Annotated in this window: 16 protein-coding genes and 3 pseudogenes; 8 read left to right on the plus strand and 11 right to left on the minus strand. The window is 61.4% G+C overall.

Annotated features, from left to right (window positions below; translation table 11 throughout):
* The first annotated feature begins 49 nt into the window (after positions 1 to 49).
* On the plus strand, positions 50 to 541 hold the full coding sequence (locus PVE73_RS26780; RefSeq protein WP_277367644.1) for a tripartite tricarboxylate transporter TctB family protein: 492 nt from the start codon (positions 50 to 52) through the stop codon (positions 539 to 541).
* Between the two features lie 10 nt (positions 542 to 551).
* On the plus strand, positions 552 to 2,111 hold the full coding sequence (locus tag PVE73_RS26785) for a tripartite tricarboxylate transporter permease (RefSeq protein ID WP_277367645.1): 1,560 nt from the start codon (positions 552 to 554) through the stop codon (positions 2,109 to 2,111).
* A 328-nt stretch (positions 2,112 to 2,439) separates the two neighbouring features.
* Here PVE73_RS26785 and PVE73_RS26790 read toward each other — a convergent pair whose 3' ends face one another.
* Complete coding sequence (locus PVE73_RS26790) at positions 2,440 to 3,333, minus strand: LysR family transcriptional regulator (RefSeq protein ID WP_277367646.1); 894 nt, start codon at positions 3,331 to 3,333, stop codon at positions 2,440 to 2,442.
* Between the two features lie 98 nt (positions 3,334 to 3,431).
* On the opposite strand from PVE73_RS26790, the gene PVE73_RS26795 reads away from it, so the two are divergent.
* The 3 genes and pseudogenes from PVE73_RS26795 to PVE73_RS28295 form a co-directional block, all read left to right on the plus strand.
* A complete protein-coding gene (locus tag PVE73_RS26795; protein ID WP_277367647.1) occupies positions 3,432 to 3,572 on the plus strand; it encodes a hypothetical protein in 141 nt (46 codons plus the stop codon).
* 167 nt (positions 3,573 to 3,739) lie between these two features.
* A pseudogene (locus tag PVE73_RS28290) lies at positions 3,740 to 4,057 on the plus strand (sugar ABC transporter permease); the annotation flags it as partial.
* A gap of 42 nt (positions 4,058 to 4,099) precedes the next feature.
* Positions 4,100 to 4,961, plus strand: a pseudogene (locus PVE73_RS28295) (Tn3 family transposase); the annotation flags it as partial.
* A gap of 440 nt (positions 4,962 to 5,401) precedes the next feature.
* Here PVE73_RS28295 and PVE73_RS26810 read toward each other — a convergent pair.
* The 7 genes and pseudogenes from PVE73_RS26810 to PVE73_RS26840 all read right to left on the minus strand — a co-directional run.
* Positions 5,402 to 5,887 (minus strand): annotated as a pseudogene (locus PVE73_RS26810) (integrase); the annotation flags it as partial.
* 37 nt (positions 5,888 to 5,924) lie between these two features.
* On the minus strand, positions 5,925 to 6,344 hold the full coding sequence (locus PVE73_RS26815) for a universal stress protein (protein ID WP_277367650.1): 420 nt from the start codon (positions 6,342 to 6,344) through the stop codon (positions 5,925 to 5,927).
* The gene (locus tag PVE73_RS26820; protein WP_277367651.1) at positions 6,325 to 6,771 is read right to left on the minus strand and encodes a universal stress protein; all 447 of its coding nucleotides are present in this window, start codon (positions 6,769 to 6,771) and stop codon (positions 6,325 to 6,327) included. Before PVE73_RS26820 ends, PVE73_RS26815 begins: the two co-directional genes overlap by 20 nt.
* 66 nt (positions 6,772 to 6,837) lie before the next feature.
* A complete protein-coding gene (locus PVE73_RS26825) occupies positions 6,838 to 7,509 on the minus strand; it encodes a CerR family C-terminal domain-containing protein (protein ID WP_277367652.1) in 672 nt (223 codons plus the stop codon).
* 107 nt (positions 7,510 to 7,616) lie between these two features.
* Positions 7,617 to 9,203, minus strand: a complete 1,587-nt coding sequence (locus PVE73_RS26830; RefSeq protein ID WP_277367653.1) for a DHA2 family efflux MFS transporter permease subunit — start codon at positions 9,201 to 9,203, stop codon at positions 7,617 to 7,619.
* Entirely contained in the window at positions 9,187 to 10,386 is a 1,200-nt protein-coding gene (locus tag PVE73_RS26835; protein WP_277367654.1) for an HlyD family secretion protein, read from the minus strand. The genes PVE73_RS26830 and PVE73_RS26835 overlap by 17 nt, the downstream gene beginning before the upstream one ends.
* A gap of 1 nt (position 10,387) precedes the next feature.
* Positions 10,388 to 10,789, minus strand: a complete 402-nt coding sequence (locus tag PVE73_RS26840; protein WP_277367655.1) for a MarR family transcriptional regulator — start codon at positions 10,787 to 10,789, stop codon at positions 10,388 to 10,390.
* Positions 10,790 to 10,884: 95 nt separating this feature from the next.
* On the opposite strand from PVE73_RS26840, the gene PVE73_RS26845 reads away from it, so the two are divergent.
* The 3 genes from PVE73_RS26845 to PVE73_RS26860 all read left to right on the plus strand — a co-directional run bounded on the left by PVE73_RS26845 (position 10,885) and on the right by PVE73_RS26860 (position 12,722).
* Complete coding sequence (locus PVE73_RS26845; protein WP_277367656.1) at positions 10,885 to 11,361, plus strand: universal stress protein; 477 nt, start codon at positions 10,885 to 10,887, stop codon at positions 11,359 to 11,361.
* Between the two features lie 6 nt (positions 11,362 to 11,367).
* Entirely contained in the window at positions 11,368 to 12,132 is a 765-nt protein-coding gene (locus PVE73_RS28300) for a MarR family transcriptional regulator (protein ID WP_346772427.1), read from the plus strand.
* Positions 12,133 to 12,560: 428 nt separating this feature from the next.
* Complete coding sequence (locus PVE73_RS26860; protein ID WP_277367780.1) at positions 12,561 to 12,722, plus strand: hypothetical protein; 162 nt, start codon at positions 12,561 to 12,563, stop codon at positions 12,720 to 12,722.
* Positions 12,723 to 13,296: 574 nt separating this feature from the next.
* Here the strand turns inward: PVE73_RS26860 and cydB are convergent.
* From cydB to PVE73_RS26875, 3 genes are read right to left on the minus strand one after another with little or no spacing between them, the layout of a single operon-like run.
* Positions 13,297 to 14,301: a cytochrome d ubiquinol oxidase subunit II gene (gene cydB / locus PVE73_RS26865; RefSeq protein ID WP_277367657.1), complete on the minus strand. Its 1,005-nt coding sequence runs from the start codon at positions 14,299 to 14,301 to the stop codon at positions 13,297 to 13,299.
* Positions 14,302 to 14,311: 10 nt separating this feature from the next.
* Entirely contained in the window at positions 14,312 to 15,721 is a 1,410-nt protein-coding gene (locus tag PVE73_RS26870; RefSeq protein WP_277367658.1) for a cytochrome ubiquinol oxidase subunit I, read from the minus strand.
* A 22-nt stretch (positions 15,722 to 15,743) separates the two neighbouring features.
* On the minus strand, positions 15,744 to 17,234 hold the full coding sequence (locus tag PVE73_RS26875; RefSeq protein ID WP_277367659.1) for a multicopper oxidase domain-containing protein: 1,491 nt from the start codon (positions 17,232 to 17,234) through the stop codon (positions 15,744 to 15,746).
* Between the last annotated feature and the right edge of the window lie 23 nt (positions 17,235 to 17,257).

Consider the following 17,257-nt stretch of genomic DNA (forward strand, 5'->3'; position numbering starts at 1 on the left):
CGGCACGATGGCTGCTCACAAGAGCAGCCACCGTTGAACGGAGACCGCGATGTCACGCTTTCGCGAACACGCATTCGACTGGATCGCATGGCTCCTCTTCGCCTCGATTCCGGTGGTGATCTTTTGGCAGTCAGCCACATCTCTCGCCGAGCAGGGCGCTGCCACCGGAGGTCCGCTCGATAACGCCGCCTTCTATCCCCGTGTGATCGCTGTCCTGATGAGTGCTGCCGTGCTTCTGCACGGCTTACGCCTGCTGCTCGGACGTGTGCAGCATCGCACGGCGCTCGAGGCTGCACCCGGGACACGGCTTGCGCTGAGCCTTTCCGTTCTCTTCGTCGCTTATCTCATCCTCATGCCATATGTAGGATTCCATCTGGCGACGCCGATCCTGCTGGTCATCATGATGCGTGCTCTCGGTGTGAGGATCTTGCAGTCGATCCTGGGAAGCGCCGTTCTCTGGCTGGTCACCTCCTACACCTTCGAGGGGCTTCTCAACGTCGTGCTGCCCGTCGGGATGCTGAACATCTCCATCTTCAGTTGACGGTTCGCCGATGTTGTACCTGCTCCAGGAGGGGTTGCCTCTCTTCTTTAATTTCCAGGCGGTTCTACTGACCACCTTGGGCATCGTCGGCGGCCTCGTCATCGGCGTCCTACCCGGTCTTGGGCCGCTGATGGGCATCGTGCTGCTTCTACCCTTAGCGTTTCACCTGCCGCCCATTCCGGCCATGGGCATGCTCATCGCCATTTATATCGGCGGGTCGGCGGGCGGCTCCATTTCAGCCGTTCTGCTCAGGATACCCGGCACGCCGCTTGCGGCCGCCACGCTCTTCGACGGCTTTCCCATGGCGCAGAAGGGGCGGGCACAGGATGCCGTTGGGCTGGCGATGAGCTCCTCGGCGCTCGGCGGCCTCATCGCAGGCCTGGTGCTCGTTTTCCTTTCGCCGCTTCTGGCCAAGTTTGCGCTGCGCTTCGCGCCGCCCGAGTATTTCGCCATGGCGGTCCTTGGCGTGCTCACCATCGCTCTCGTGTCGGAGGGATCCGCGCTGAAGGGCCTGCTCGCAGGCGGCCTGGGCCTATTCCTGTCGATGATCGGTACGGACGAGTTCACCAACGCCTACCGGTTCACCTTCGGTGACTTCCGACTTTCCAGCGGGCCGCATCTGGTGGCCGTGGTGGTCGGTCTCTTCGCCCTTTCAGAGATATTCTTCCAGATCGAAGCAGGCGGCTATCTCGACAAGCCAAAGGTCCAGCGCCTGCGGGTTTCGTTTGCCGCGCTTCGCATTTTGATCCGGCACAAGCTCAATCTGATCCGCTCGTCGCTGATCGGCACATTCTTCGGCGCCATTCCCGGCGCTGGAGGCGATGTGAGTGCCTTCATCTCCTATGCAACCGCCAAGAAACTGGCCCGGCCCGGCGAAAAATATGGCGAGGGCGCGGAGGGTGGGGTCGTGGCCACCGAATCCGCCAATAATGGCTGCTGTGGCGGCGCGCTCATCCCCACGCTGTCCTTGGGAATTCCCGGCGATGCCTCGACCGCCGTGCTCATGGGCGCGTTGATCCTGCTCGGCTTCTTTCCAGGGCCTGATCTCTTTCGCGACCACCCCGATGTCGCGGGCGGCATCTTCATCGCGTATCTGATGGCAAACATCACGCTGCTCGTGATGGGTGCGCTTCTCGCACCACTCTTCGGATCGGTGCTCAAGGTTCCAAAGGCCTGGCTGTTGCCAGCCGTTCTTCTGCTTTCAACACTCGGCACCTATTCGCTCCAGAATTCGACTTTCGATCTGTGGGTGATGCTGGTCTTCGGTGGCATCGGATACGTGATGCGGCGTGCCGGGTATCCGCTCGCTCCCCTCATCATAGGTATGATCCTGGGAGGCATCATGGAGAGCAACCTGCGGCGCTCGCTCCTGATTTCCCAGGATGGACTCATGATTTTCCTCGATCGTCCGATCTCCGTGGCCATACTTGCGATCGATCTCATTCTCTTCCTGTCCATCGTATATTCGATCGTCAGATCATCACGCAAAACGGAAGACCGTGAGGCGGCGGTGCCCAAGCAGGCGGCGTCATCCACGGCAGAAATGCGGTCAGGTGCCGGAAAGTCATGAAACCTCAGATACCCGAAGGATCTCCCTCCGCAACGGATAAAACCACATCAATCCGGCTGCAGTTCGCAGATATTTTTGAGCGACTACGTCAGCGTGTGGAAGGAATGTTTACGACGTACCATCCCGAGCGCCATTACATGCGCGGTCCAGGCCCGGCAGCAAGCAGAAAGAACGCCGGTTCTCCTGAAGTGTCGGATTGAACCCCTGGGAACCGCTCATGATGGACAGCCCATCAGGCCGATCTACAGGTCAGAACAGTGTCGGCATTCCGATCGGTGCTGATCGTTTTCAAAGGCACATTGATACCCGTCGAGCTGACAATGAAGCCTCACTCGAATTTTTTGCGATTGTCGCGGCAGAATGTGCGCACGCGATTCACCAACCGAGACAGCAGTTGGTTCGGCCCGCTCTCTTGCGCGAGAATGATGCCCGAGACGAAGATCGGGCTTTCGGGATCTTCCATCAGACGAACAACACCGAAACGCGCAAAGAGCGGTGCCATCGACTTCGCCGTCGACATCAACATCTGCGAGCCACGCAATGTCTCGATCGCGTGCATCATGGCGTTGCTGCGATGTGCGAAGACGCGTGCAGTGCGCAGGGCGGAACTCGGATCATAGTCATACTCGAACTTGTGATTGAGCCAAGGATAGGCCAGCAGGTCAGCCTCCGTCGGTGCCCCCTGCTTCAGCAGAGGATGATCCCTGTCACAGTAAACGTCGTAGGGAGCCCGCACGAGCGGCTCGAAACAGTAGCGCCCGCTGTCGAGCATTTCGGGGGAGATCACGCCGCAAGCCACGTCGTAGTTTCGGGTGTCGAGACCGCGTAACCGCTCGTCGTGCTCCAGCAGGTCGACCTGGATGGATACTTCCGGTACTTCACTCCCGAAATCGTTCAATATTCGCGGCAGGATGCCATAGCCCCAGCTATCTCCGCAGCATATCCGCAATGTCCGTCGCTTCAGACGGAGCGCATGCCCGATCTCCTCCTGCGCACTCTGGATCGCCCGCACAGCCCGGCTCGCGTAGAGAAACAGGGTCTTGCCCGCCTCAGTGAGTTCCACCCCTTGGGAGGTCCGCTCGAAAAGCGGAGTGCCGTAGCGCTCCTCAAGAAGTGAGATCGTGCGCGACAGGGCGGGCTGGGAGAGGTTTAGGACCTGTGCCGCCGCCGAAATGCTGCGGTGCTCGGCAACCGCCAGGAAGCGGCCGTATTCATCGTTCATGTGCAAACCGGGCTATCCACTTATTCGATAGCCTATCAGCTATTGGCATTTGCACAACTGCATGCATTTGGGCTTCTAAGTCCGGAGGAGATTTGAGAATGGCGGCTTCACGAAGCAATGGCCTATGGCCGTTAATTCTTCCAACGTTCCTTGCACTGGTCGCCATCACTGTCGCGCCGATTCTCGTCACCTTCGGCATCAGCTTATTTTATATTGACCTCGCCACATGCCGGGTATGAGCCGGTTTGCCGGCGCGGAGAATTATCTTGAGCTTTTCTCCGACAGCCGATTTCTCAATTCGCTCATCGTTACCGTCGAGCTGATCTTCATCCCCGTGGCGCTACAGATCGGCATTTGGCTCCTGTTGGCGATGGTGCTCAAGGAGAAGCTGCCCGGCACCGGCTGGATGCGTTTGGCCTTCCTGCTTCCGGCGGTAATCCCACCCGCCGTCAGCGGTCTTGTCTGGAAGCTCTTCATCGTTCCGGGTGCCGGCGGTCTAAGCTATGGCGCCAGCGTTTTTGGAGTTGACCTTTCGCTCGACCTCCTTTCGATGCCGGGCACTGCGCTGGCCACGGTGATCGTCGCCTCAGTATGGATCGGAACGCCTTTCGTCGCGCTGCTGATGCTTTCGGCGCTCGAAAGCATCGGCGACGAACAATACGAGGCCGCCCGCATCGACGGAGCGAGTTGGTTCCAGTCGCACTGGCACATCTCGCTGCCCGAGATCCGCCCGGTCATCCTGACCGTCGCCGTCTTCCGCATTCTCGAAGCGCTCGATCAGCTTCTTGCCGAGCGGACCGGTGATCGGAGCCACCTCGGCTGGATCGCAGAGGCGCCTGAGGGGGCAAAACTGAAGAACCTCAAGGGCCTGATGGCCCGCCTCGACGTTCTGCGTTCGGCCGCCATTTCTGACGAGCGGCGGAAAACAATTATGCCAATCGCTATGGCATTGTCGCCCGGGATGCCCGCATTCTGCATGCGCGCGAGATACGACGGCTGACATCCGAGCGCCGGTACGCCACGCTGACTGCCTTCGTCACCGAGAGGCAGGCGGCGATCACCGACCTTGCGGTCGACATGTTCTGCAAGCTGATCGGCAGCACCCGTCGCAAGGCCGAAATCAGCCGCAAGGAGCGCCGCCTGAAAAAGGCTGACGTTCTCGATGGAGTGGCGCGCGATCACTTCAAGCTCGGCGAGGCGATTCTGGCCGCCCGCGAGAGCAACACCGATCTCGCATCCGCTATCGCAACCTCTCTCGGCTGGGATGGGTTGATCGCCAGCATGGCGGCAGCCAATTCTGTCGTGCGCCCTGATCGCAGCGACGAGTTCGACGAGCTCGTTGAGCGGCACAAATCATTGCGCAAGCTGGGCAGGCTCATGTTCGGTGCGTTCTCTTTCCGGTCGTTTCGTCCCGATGATCCGGTTCTGCGGCAGTTGACCATCTGCGTGCGCTCTACAGCGGCCGGAAATTGCCCGCGCAGGTGCCGCTCGCGTTCATGACCCGCAAGTCGCGGCGGCGCGTGCGCCCGGATGGTATCAACATCGACCTGCGCGCCTGGGAAGTTGCGGTGCTCGTTCACCTGCGGGAGCGCCTGCGGGCCGGCGACATATGGGTCGATGGCAGTCGAGAGCCTCCGTGCGGCCCTCCAGATGCTCGCGGATCTCGGAACGAAACGGCTCCTCGCGGCCCGCCACCTGCTTGGCCGAGTATTCCACAAAACCTTCCGCCGTCTTTAGCCGCCCGCTGCGCATCCCGTTGCGGTAACCTTGGCCGGGCGCGGCGCCATGTTCCTAATAGTCCCGACCGACCGCATCTCGGCTCTCCCCCTCCAACGCTTCCTCAACAATCAGGCGGGTCGCAAGCTTCATGAGCTCGGAGCGCCCCGCCGGTGCGGAAACACGCCCTTCAATCAGGTCGGAAAGGGATTGGCGCGTGCGCATCGATGCCGGTATTCTCGTCGTCAGGGGTGCCTCCCTTTCCGGTGCCGGCGCCAACCGGCATGGGTTTTTGATTCCTCAGCAAAGGATGCACCCCGCCCTCAATTTCCAGCAACTCTAGGACTTCACGCCTTGTCCGGCCGAGGCGGACGGCAAGGAACGGCAGTTTTTGCCCGTCCGGATCTTTCGGATCGGCCGGTAGCCGTTCTTCCTCCACCAGTTGCTCGATGCGCAGCGGACGCGATCTCGGCGGGCCGCCCGAGGCGAAGGCGGCGAGCAGCAGCGCGAGATCGCGGACGTCGCCCAGGCGGTCGCCGGCACAGCTCTTAAATTTAAGCGGGGCGGTCAGGATGTCGGCCGTCAGCACCTTTGTGCTCTTGCGCGTTCTTGGCCGTGCGCTGGCGCGAACCGCCAGTTTGAGCGCGCTCCGTAGGCCTGGCGCGTTGAATCTTCCGCGTAGTCCGCGCCATCTGGTCAGCGTCGACCAGCTCGACAACCGCCGGCGAACGGTGGACGGCGCATGCGGGCGATTCGCGCGCAGCAGCCCGTCTGCTCGAAGTACCGCGGCCACCTTATCGGGCATGCCGCGCGAAGAATCGGTCTCCCGATTTGCCGGAGGCCCGCGAGCCCCGCAACATTTCCGGCTATCCGGTTCAGTGCGATATCAGCACTGGAACCGTCGTATTTTTCAGAACCGCCCGGGTCACGCTTCCGAAGAGCAACTGCCTGGAGCGACCGTGACTGTAAGCACCCATGACAATCAGGTCGGCATTGTGACGAATGGCGGCATTCACGACGGCGTCGGCGATAGATGCGCCGTCGGACTCAAGTTGTTCAACGTCCACCGGGGCTCCATGGCGTGCCAGATGGAGAGCGATGTTGGCGCCGGGTTCTTCTCCATGCCGGCCGGGATTTCTGTTTGGATCGACAACGAGTATTTTGACGAGTTCGGCCTCTGAGAGGAGCGGCGACGCATCTGTGGCGGCCCTGCGCGCTTCCTTGCTGGCATTCCACGCAATCAGGATGCGGGTGCCAACGCTGTCCGACGTCCAGCTATTCGGCACAATCAGCATCGGAACGCCGGTCGCAAGCAGAAGATGCTCGGGAAGCCAATGTTCTGGCAACCCACGCGGCTCTGTTTTGACCTACGATCACCAGATCAGCATAGAAAGAATTGAGAAGAATATTCCGGTCACTCTCTGTATTCCATACCAGCCGCAACTCTGCCTGAAAACCTCTATCACCCACCAGATCGGCAAATTGCCGCCCCGCTTGCAAAACGGCCCGTTCCTGCGACGAACGGTGACATTCGAGTACCTCCCGGACAGCCCGCTGGCCACGGGCAAAGCCATCGTGTGAATGATGATCGATGTTGTCCGGGACGACGTAGATGCCGATCAGATGAGCCATGCTCCGCCGCGCGAGATCAGCCGCAATGCGAAGCCGGTGCATGCTTGCTGATGATGCATCGATGAAGACGATTATATCCTTGTATGCCATGTGGCTTCCGCTTTGGAGATTTTGGTCAAACCGAAATGAGGCTGAACGGCGCCTAGAGACGCTTCTCTACGCTCCCCTATGTTGCCGTAACATTGCATTGAGGTTGTTTATGACGGCGGACGCGGTTAGAGCTGACTCTCGGGGACCGACCGCCTTCCAGGTCATCCGCCGCATCACCACCTCGCGACCGATACGAAAATAGAGCACCTGGCCTATCAGAGTGAAGACGGTGATGCGTGTTGTCTCTTCCTCGGCGGGCTCGCCCGTCGCCGCTTCCCACAACCGGCACAGGTGACGGTGAACCGGTTCTACGACGCCTGTATAGATTCGGTCCAGCGCGGAAGTCGGATGCGCCATCTCGCGGAGTATGAACTGGACAATCGACGACATTTCCGGGCGACTCATTAAGAAAATGGCCATGGTTTCCAGCGCCACGCGCAATTCCTCGGCTGCAGTGTCCGGGTCAGCGGCGTTGACCGGGTCACGACCGTCGGAGGGGAATGCGCGTGCGGCGGCGCCTGCGATCGTCTCGACGATGAAGTCCGCGCAGGCATTCCGGAGGCCTTCCTTGCCGCCGAAATGATAGGTGATGCTGGCGATATTGGCTTTCGCTTTGGCGGCGATTTCGCGGGTCGAGGTACCGTCAAAGCCCTTGCCGCCGAATAGCTCCAGTGCGGCGCGGATCAACGCCTGCCGTGTCTGCTCGGAAGCGCCGGCGTGATGGGGTCGGGTTTGCATGGGTTCGTTTCCAAGTCACTGGCGCCCGAATTCGCGCGAGGCACGGTTCGATGCTGCCGCGTTGATGCGGCTGGCCGCCCGGCCGAAGAACGCCGTGCCCGACATCGTCAGTCGGTCGCGCCGACAGGGGCGCTGTGCGCGTCGAGTTTATGACGCGTTTCGGCGCGATACAGCAGCCATGTCGGCAACAGCGCAATCGAAAAGACGATCGCCACAACAATGAAGCCGTCGCGGAACGCGGCCGTATTCGCCTGAATTGCGATGCTTTGCGCGAGAAAGGACATCGCCGCCGGCAGTTGTTGGAAATCCGGTATGCCGGCCGCCTTGACCATTCCGGCAACCTGGTTCAGCAGCGAAATTGTCGCGGTGTTGTCGCTGGTCTGGGTCGCGGCGAACGCGTCGGCGTGCATCACGGTCCGTCGCTCGAGGAAGACGGCAAGCAGGTTGACGCCGAAGGCACCGCCGAGCTGTCGTATGAAATTGATCGCTCCCGACCCCTGGGCGACCAGCTTTGCGGGCAGCACCTTCAGCGAGCTCGCGGTCAGCGACGGGAAAATGAGGCCCAGACCGACCCGCGACAGCACGGTGAGCCAGGCGAGCGTCCAAAAGCTCGTGTTGATGTCGATGTCCGACGTGAGATAGGAGGAATAGGCGAAGATCGCGAGACCGGAGCCGATCAGCCAGCCTGATGGGAGGCGATCGGACATGCGTCCGGCGATGGGGAACACGAGCACCAGAACAAAGCCCGAGGGCATCAGCAGCAGGCCCGCCTGTGTCGGCGTCAACCCCTGGATCGTCTGCACGAACAGCGGGACCAGATAGGTCGAGCCGAAGAGGCCCGCGCCCATGATGAAGCCGACCAGGCAGGCGGAGGCGAAGGGCAACTGCGCGAAAAGCCGCATGTCGAGCATGGGCTTCTCGGTCCTGATCTCCCAAAGAACGAACCCCGACGCTGCAAGCGCGGCAATCGCGAACTGCGCCAGGATCGGATCCGAGGTCCAGCCCTCGCGCTGGGCGTTGGTCAGTGCGTTCAACAGAAAACCGAGAAAGACGCAAAGAAGGATCATGCCGGTCCAGTCGAATCCCGGGCGCGGCCCTCTTTCGACCCGCGACGGCAGAAAAAGGTTCGACAGGACAATGGCTAGCGCGGCAAAGGGAAGACCGAGATAAAAGACATACCGCCAGTTGAACGCATCGATCAGGATTCCGCCGATCCACGGGCCGAGCGCCGGTGCGAGCACGACGCCAATGCCGAAAATCCCCATGGCGGCGCCGCGCTGGTTCGCAGGAAAGACCTGAAAAAGCAAAACCATTGCAAGTGGCTGTACGATTCCGGCGGCCGCCCCCTGGATCACCCGCGCAATGGTCAGCACGGTTTCGTTGGGAGCAAGCCCGCCCAGGACCGATCCCGCAGCGAACACGACGAGCGCTGTGATCATGCTTAGCCGTTGGCCGAAGGCCCTGTTGGCCCAGTCGGCCAGCAGCATCGTCGCCGTCATCGCGGCGAGAAATCCGGTCGAAATCCATTGCGCCTCGACCTGGCTGATGCCGAACGTCCCCATGACCCCGGGAATTGCGACATTGACGATCGTGGTCGAGAGCACGACCGCAATCGCGGCGATCATCACGGTTCCCGTCGCCAGCCAACGGTAGGCCGGACCATAACGGTCGAAGAGATTATCGATCGACGACATCGATGCTGACTTCCACCATCATTCCGGGACGCAGCAGACCGTCCTGCTTTCCGATGGAAATCCGCACCGGCAGGCGTTGGGTCACCTTGGTGAAGTTGCCGCTCGGATTGGGGCTGGGCAGCAGCGCGAACTGGCTTGTAGCCGCCGCGCCGAGCCGCACGACCTCGCCGTGGAACTCCCGTCCGGGATAGGCGTCAACGGTGATCCGAGCGGGTGCGCCGATTTGAACATTCCGGAAATCCGTCTCCTTTACGTTCGCATCGACCCATACGTTCTCGGGATCGTGATAGATAAGCAGCCTGGTGCCGGGCGAGACAAATTCACCGGCGTCAACGAAGGTGCTGTCGATCACGCCGTCGAACTCCGCTCGGATTTCGCGCTTCGTCAGGTCGATGCGCTTCTGTTCGATCTGCGCGGTCAATGCTTCGATCTGCGCGTCAAGCGTTGCGATCTGCCGTTCAAGTACACCGATCTGGGCCTCCTCCGCCTCGACCACCTGCAGATTTGCCTTGGCGGTCTCAATGCCTGCCGCGGTCGAACGCTCCTGTTGCGTAGCGGCCGCGAGCTGGGCTTCTGCATCCTCGAGCTGCTGGATTGACACAACATTTCGCCCTGCAAGAGCCGCGATACGGTCGAACTGGGACTGCGCGCTCTCAAGCGTCGCCTCGGCAGATGCGTGCGCGGCTTCCGCGGCGGCAATTTGGGCGCGGGCCGCGTCGAGCTTGGCGGCGACCTGGGTTCGTATCAAGTCCTGCTGCGCGCGCAACTCGTTCTGCTGTGACTTGGCGCCGGATACCTGAGCCTTCAAGCCTTTCAGCTCTTGCGTGACCGAGGCCGACTCCAGCGTCGCAAGAACCTGGCCCCTTGCGACTCTGTCACCCGCCATAACAGAAAGCGTCACGATCCTGCCGGAGACCTCGCTGCTGACGGCGACCAGATTGCCGGCGATTCGGGCATCGTCGAGGAAGACATGGGTCCACCGCGCCGCCAGCCACGGATAGGTGAAATAGGCTGCAACACCAAGCGCCGCCAGAATCACCACCGTTCGGACGAGGCGGCGCACTCTTCCGTCGCGCCGCCCTGGCGAGGCGGTCGTTTCGACGGTGTCCCCCGAAGGCTCGGCTTCGGCGACGTCCAGCTCCCTCACCTTCGCGTACTGCGAGGGCTTTGCTTCCATGTTCATTCTATAGTCCTTCAAGTCGGCTGCCGATGAGACGCAGCACGCGATGCGCGGTCGCCACATCGTCCGGGTGTATGCCTTCCATCACTTCTTTCCTGAAGGCATCCGCAATGCGGTCTATCTCGTCAATGAGCGGTGTGGCGCTCTCGGTGAGGTGGATTTTCTTGACGCGCCTGTCATCGCCGGCCTCGAGGCGCTCGATCAGCCCCCGCTCCTGGAGCGCGTCCAGCAGACGCACCAAGGTGGGTCCTTCCACGCCGATCTTGTCGGCGAGGTCCCTTTGCGCAAGACAGCCTGAGTGCCGCAGATGCAGAAGTGCAATCCACCGCGCCTGCGTCAGTCCCAGATGCTTCACGCGCGCGTCGAGGAGCGTTCGCCAACGGCGCCCGACCCGGCCAAGTTCCACGACAAACTCTCTGCTTGGATCCAAAGTCTTAGCTTTCTTATTGATAGTGTGCTACTCAATAGCTTAGCCTCGATCATGAAGCAAGGGCTACTGATATGTACCGCAAGATGCTGCTGGCATATGATGGGTCTGTCGACGGGCGTCTTGCCCTTGGCGAGGGTGCGCGGCTCGCGCAACTGTGCGGAGCGCAGGTCTGCCTGCTGGCGGTGGTGCAGATTTCCACGGGCATCGTGCTTGCGGAGGGCGTGCATTCGGGAATTGTCGGCGACCAGAGCGAGGTCTACCGAAACATTCTCGCCGAAGGCGAGCGGCGGTTGCGAGACATGGGTCTTCGGCCCGAAGCCCGCCTCAATATGGGCGACCCCGGACCGGAGATTTGCGCCGTCGCAAGGGAGATCGAGGCCGATCTCGTTGTCGTCGGCCACCGCCAGCATGGAACCTTGGCAAGGTGGTGGTCAGGGTCGGTGACCACGTATCTCGCCGACCATCTGGCCTGCAGCCTGCTGATCGGGCGGATGGAGATGTCCAACCCACACGTCGACAGGCCGAAGGTCCGATCAAAGGCTCTTTGACAAACCATGGCCGATAGAGTTCCGAAAGAGGTCGCCCTTGCCCTTGAAGCGCTCGCCTTTGCCAAGTCGTTCCACCGACAGCTTTCGCTCGCACTCGAGGCTGCGGGGATTGCAGTGACGCCTACCCAGGCGCGCGTGCTCTTGACGGTGGCGGAAAATGAAGGTCTCCGCCAGACGCAATTGGCGCAATTGCTTTGCTGCGAGGCCATGACCCTCGTCGGCGCGCTCGATCGCTTGCAGGCTGCCGGCCTGGTCAAGCGGGAGCTTGACGAAGACGACCGCCGAGCGAGGCGGGTTCTATTGCAGCCCGAGGCGATTCCACTCGTCAGAAGGATCAAGAAACTCGTAACAGAGCTCTGCGTTGCCACTGGCAACGAATTGGACGACCAAGCGGTGAAACGGTCACGGGATATCCTATCGCGAATGCGTGGGAATCTTGCCGAGCTTGCGGCAGGCGCGTCTCCTGCGCGCAGAACTGATCAGAGGGCAGAGGAGCGTTCCGGCAGCGACCAGAAATACAGTGTCGAGCACAACCAAGATCGTTACCTTTCTCCGTCTCAGTGCCGGATGGCCAGAGTAGGGCTGGGACTCTCCGTCCGTGAACTCGCGAGACAGGCAAAGGTCTCTGGACTTACGGTTACCCGCCTTGAGAATGGCAACGTCTCGTGCCCTGACGAAGTGCTAGACGCTCTGAAACAGGTCTTGGAATCAAACGGCGCGGAGTTCATCAACGAGAATGGAGGCGGTCCGGGTGTGCGGCTCCGAAAGTAAAGATTTCCGGTAGCGACGGCGTGTCTTTTCGCAGAACAACCATCAGCATCAGTGTGGCGAGGCAAGGAGCGTGCCCTGGTTGAGGTGAAATGCCGCCGTCGCCAGTGCGCAGCACCTAGCGAGCCGGATTTCCCAGAGGGGCGCAGAATCGGAACTGGAACCTCTAAGTTCCTCCAGACCGGATGATGCTTCCGATTTGTTTTTCATCCGAAGTTTCATGCTCTGTAAACTGGCTGTTCGTCCGCAACCGGCATTGTGGCAAACTCAATCGTATCGAGCCGGAAACCGAGAACTCCTGTCCGTCGCAATCTCGCCTCATCGGGCTTCCCGGGTAGTGTCGATAGTTCTGCAAATTCGCTGATTGGGGCGGTCACGGCCGCGCGCCTGAGGCCGAGCCGTTCTTTCAGCTCCACGCCCAAGTTCGCAGGATGCTGGAATCCGTCGACCTGTGCGCCGTGACCGCAGCCGCCACTTATGGCAGTCGGCGCAGCCCTTTGTCGCCACAGCGCAATATGGCTGTCGAAACCTATGAAAACCGGCTCGAGGCAGATCGCTGCATCAACAGCGGCGACCTCAAGGAACACAAGTAACTCGTGCTCAATGCTGCCGCGTGGCCAATTACAAGGCCGACCCAACTTGCTGAACTTGACGCACACAACCGTGAGCGCCACGACGAGCGCAGCCTTGGCACGCCGCGCGTACGGACGGAAGATCTGAACGGCGAGCTTCGTGATCGATTACGGGCACCGTTCCGACAGCCAGAGCCGAACGTGCTATCACTATTCAAGCCCAAGCGTAGCGGGGATCGCTCCTTCAGTGCTGCTCTACGCGAGGGACTTGAAGCGGTGCTCATCTTGATTGCTGTGGGCGCAGGCGGGGCCTCCTGTGATCGGCAAGCATCGGCGTGGCAGCAGCCTTCGCACTGTTCTTCCTCGTCGCAACTTGTTCCCCGGCCGCTGTCGCAGGTGCTGGAGAACACGCTTGCCGTTGGAGTTGAGTGGGGCGGTGGTTCGGCCGTCCGTAGCAATGGAGTTCGTCGGCGGAAACAGAAAATTCAGGATATTGTCAGGCGAATGACAACCGTGACGAGTGCTAGGACACTGACGCTCGCTACCCAAATCCCGACGAACCAGAGCCAGCGTGAGAAACGGGAACGACCGAACATCAGTGATACCCGGCCTCCGGGTCCATCTTGCCGCGGAACACCCAATAGGCATAGGCGGTATAGGCTAGGATTATCGGGATCAAGACTGCTGCGCCGACGAGAGCGAACGCAAGACTGCTGTCGGGCGCTGCAGCTTCCCAGATCGTGAGGCTCGGCGGCACCATCATCGGATAGAAGCTGATCCCGATTCCGACGAAACTGACCACGAAGAAACCGAGGGCCGAGAGGAACGGCTGCAGATCCCTATGGTCGTTCAATCCTGTGTAGAACAGCCAGACCAGCGTTAGCATGACGAGCGGGACGATCATCGTCCAGAGACTGCCCGGCAAGCTGAACCAGCGCTGAAAGTATATCCCGTCCTGGAGCGGGGTCAGCAGACTGACGAGCCCGATCAACACGAGCGTGGCCGTGCCGAGCCACCATGCGTGTCTGCGCATCTGCGCCTGGACGTCGCCTTCGGTCTTCATCACCAGCCAGGCGGCGCCGAGGAGCGCGTATCCGACCACGACGGCAAGTCCCGTCAGGATCGAGAACGGCGTCAGCCAGTCGAACCAGCCACCTGCATAGGCGCGACCTTCGACTTCGATCCCCTGCACGAGGGCGCCGAGCGCGATGCCCTGACAGAGCGCTGCGAGGAACGATCCGCCGAAGAAGGCCGCATCCCAGACGCCTTTCCAGCGCCGTGTCCGCCACCGGTACTCGAAGGAGACGCCACGGAAGACGAGCGCCAGAAGCATCAGGGTGATCGGCATATAGAGTGCCGGCATGACGATGGCGTAGGCCAGCGGGAAGACGGCGAAGAGCCCGCCGCCGCCCAGCACCAGCCAGGTTTCGTTGCCGTCCCAGACCGGAGCGACCGAGTTCATCATCAGGTCCTTGTCGCTCTCGGACCGGCCAAATGGAAACAGGATTCCGATCCCGAGATCGAAGCCGTCGAGAACAACATAGGTGAGCACGGCGAAGGCGATCAGGCCGGCCCAGATGAATGCAAGATCGAACGGCATGGGGCCCTCCTTACTCTCCGGGGATGAAATCAGGATCAATCTCGGGGGCGGGCGTAATGCCGGCGGTCCGGATCGGTCCTTCGCGCAGACCCAGCTTCGGTGTGCCGGCGCGCATGTTCATCATTCGGAGCATGTAGAACGTACCCGCACCGAAGATGAAGAAATAGACGACGATGAAGGCCAGAAGCGACGTCGCCACGGCGGGGGCATCGACCGGAGCGAGACTGTCGCTGGTGCGAAGCATTCCGTAGACTGTGAAGGGCTGCCGGCCGACCTCGGTGGTGATCCAGCCCGCCAGAACCGCCACAAAGCCGCTCGGCCCCATCAGGACGGCCGTGCGATGCAGCCACAGGCTGTCATAGAGCCGCCCGCGCCAGCGCGCCCAGAGGCTCCAAAGCCCGAGTCCGAGCATCGCGAAACCGAGCCCCACCATCACGCGGAAGCTGAAGAAGACGATCCCGACCGGAGGCTCCTCATCGTCGGGAATGGTGTCGAGGCCCTCGAGAGGGGCGTCCCAGTGGTGTTTCAGGATCAGTGAGCTCAGGTTCGGGATCTCGAGCGCGTAGTCGATCCGCCGTTGCTCTTCGTTCGGGATTCCGAACAGGATGAGCGGGGCGCCATCAGGATGGCTCTCGTAATGACCTTCCATCGCCATGACCTTGGCAGGCTGATGCTCGAGCGTGTTGAGGCCATGCAAGTCGCCGGCGAAGATCTGGATCGGGGTGACGATGGCGGCCATCCACATGGCCATGGAGAACATGCGCCGTGCCTCCCGGTCCGAGCGATCGCGCAGGAGGTGAACTCCGCCGACCGCGCCAACGACCAGGGCGGTCGTTAGGAAGGCCGCGAGCACCATGTGTGCAAGGCGGTAGGGAAAGGACGGGTTAAAGACGATCGCCCACCAATCCTCCGGCACGAATTGGCCCGCTTCACTGATGGCGTGGCCCTGTGGCGTCTGCATCCAGCTGTTGGCTGACAGTATCCAGAAGGCCGACATCAGCGTGCCGAAAGCGACCATGGCCGTGGCGAACATATGAAGCCGGTCGCCGACCTTCTCGCGACCGAACAGCATGATTCCGAGGAACCCTGCCTCGAGGAAGAAGGCCGAAAGAACCTCATAGGCCATAAGCGGGCCGATCACCGGTCCAGCGCGATCCGAAAAGACCGACCAATTGGTGCCGAACTGGTAGGACATCACGATGCCCGACACGACACCCATCCCGAAGGCAATGGCGAAGATCTTCTTCCAGTAGTCGAACAGCTTCAGATACGTCCTGTCCCGTGTTCGCAGCCAAAGGCCGTTCAGGACGGCAACATAGCTGGCCAGGCCGATCGTGAAGGCTGGAAAGATGATGTGGAAGGACACGGTGAACGCGAACTGGAACCGGGCAAGCGTTTCTGCACTGAAGCTGTCGAACATGAAAGTTCTTCCGATTTGTGCGTCAGGCGACGGTGAACTGTCCCATCATGCCGCCATCCTCGTGTTCGAGGATGTGGCAGTGGAACATGTAGGGTGCCGCGCGGTCGGCGGGTTTTCGGAATTCGACGAGGATCTCCGCCTTGCCGTCGACCAGGAGGATGTCCTTGGCTCCCAATTGTTCGAAGGGAACGCTGCGTCCGTTGCGGCTCAGGACGGTGAACGCGGTGCCATGCACATGGAAGGGATGCGCCATCATGTCGGATGACACCTCCCAGAGTTCGACCTCTCCACGTCGCGTTTCGAAGTCGATCCGGCCCATGTCGTAGGATTGGCCGTTGATGGCCAGCGGGTTGCCGGCGCCGCGCATGGCCATCGGACCCATCTGAAGATCGATCCGCCGGCGCCGCACCGGCTCGGCGGTGATTGGCGCGGGTCCGCCGGCAAGGACGCGCGGCAGTGCCTGCGAAGCGGGTGCGGGGCGGTCGGGTGTAAGGCTCAGGACCGCGAATGCGCCCTCATCCGTCACGGCTTCCGGATCAGTGCCATCCATACCGCCCATCATGCGCTGCATCATCCCGCCGCCGCCCATCATGCCTTCCATCGGCGAATTCGCATCAGGCAACGAAACCATCCGGACGGTTGCACCATCCGACAGGTCCATGACAATTTCGGCCCGCTCGGCAGGAGCCAGCACCAGCGAATCCCGCGCCACGGGCGCGGGCAGAAAACCACCGTCCGACGCGATCTGGTGAAACCCGCGCCCGTCTTCGAACTTCAGCGTGTAGATCCGTGCATTGGAGCCGTTCAGCAAACGCAGGCGCACAAGACCGCGTGCGACGCTGGCGTTCGGCTGCACCGCGCCGTTGACGAGGATCGTATCTCCTTGAAAACCGTGCATGACGGTCGGCATGTCGAGGTCATAAGCGAGTTCCCCGCCGCGCCCGAACCGACGATCCTGAATGATCACCGGTATGTCGTCCACACCCCACTCCGAGGGCAGCCCTGGATTTTTCGCACCCGGATCCTCGACAATCATCATGCCGGCGAGCCCGTGATAGACCTGTCGTCCGGTCTGTCCGTGAATGTGCGAATGATACCAGAGCGTCGCCGCCGGCTGGTCAATCTCCAACTCCGGCGCCCATGTCCCGCCCGAGGCAATGGCGAGTTGGGGACCGCCGTCCACAGCACCGGCAACATGCGCCCCGTGCCAATGCGCGGTCACGGGACTGTCGAGACGGTTCCTCACCACCGGCCTGGCAATCTCGCCCCGGCGCATTCGCAGCACCGGGCCGAGATAAGATTGGCTGTACCCTGTTGTGCGAGCCGCACCGCCGTCGACAAAGGCCGTCGTGCCCTGGATCGCCTCCAGAACAGCGTCGGCGGAGCCCGTGACATCCAGGATGTCAGGGATCGGCAGGGACTGGCCCGCGACCGGGCTCGCATTGGCGCGACCAATCAGACCGGGAATGGCCAGAGTGGTGGCGGCAAGGGTCAGGAAGCGGCGGCGGTCCATTTACGAGGCTCCGTCAGTAGACA

Origin of the sequence: Chelativorans sp. AA-79 (genome assembly GCF_029457495.1) — a bacterium.
In the GTDB taxonomy this organism is placed as follows: Bacteria; Pseudomonadota; Alphaproteobacteria; order Rhizobiales; family Rhizobiaceae; genus Chelativorans.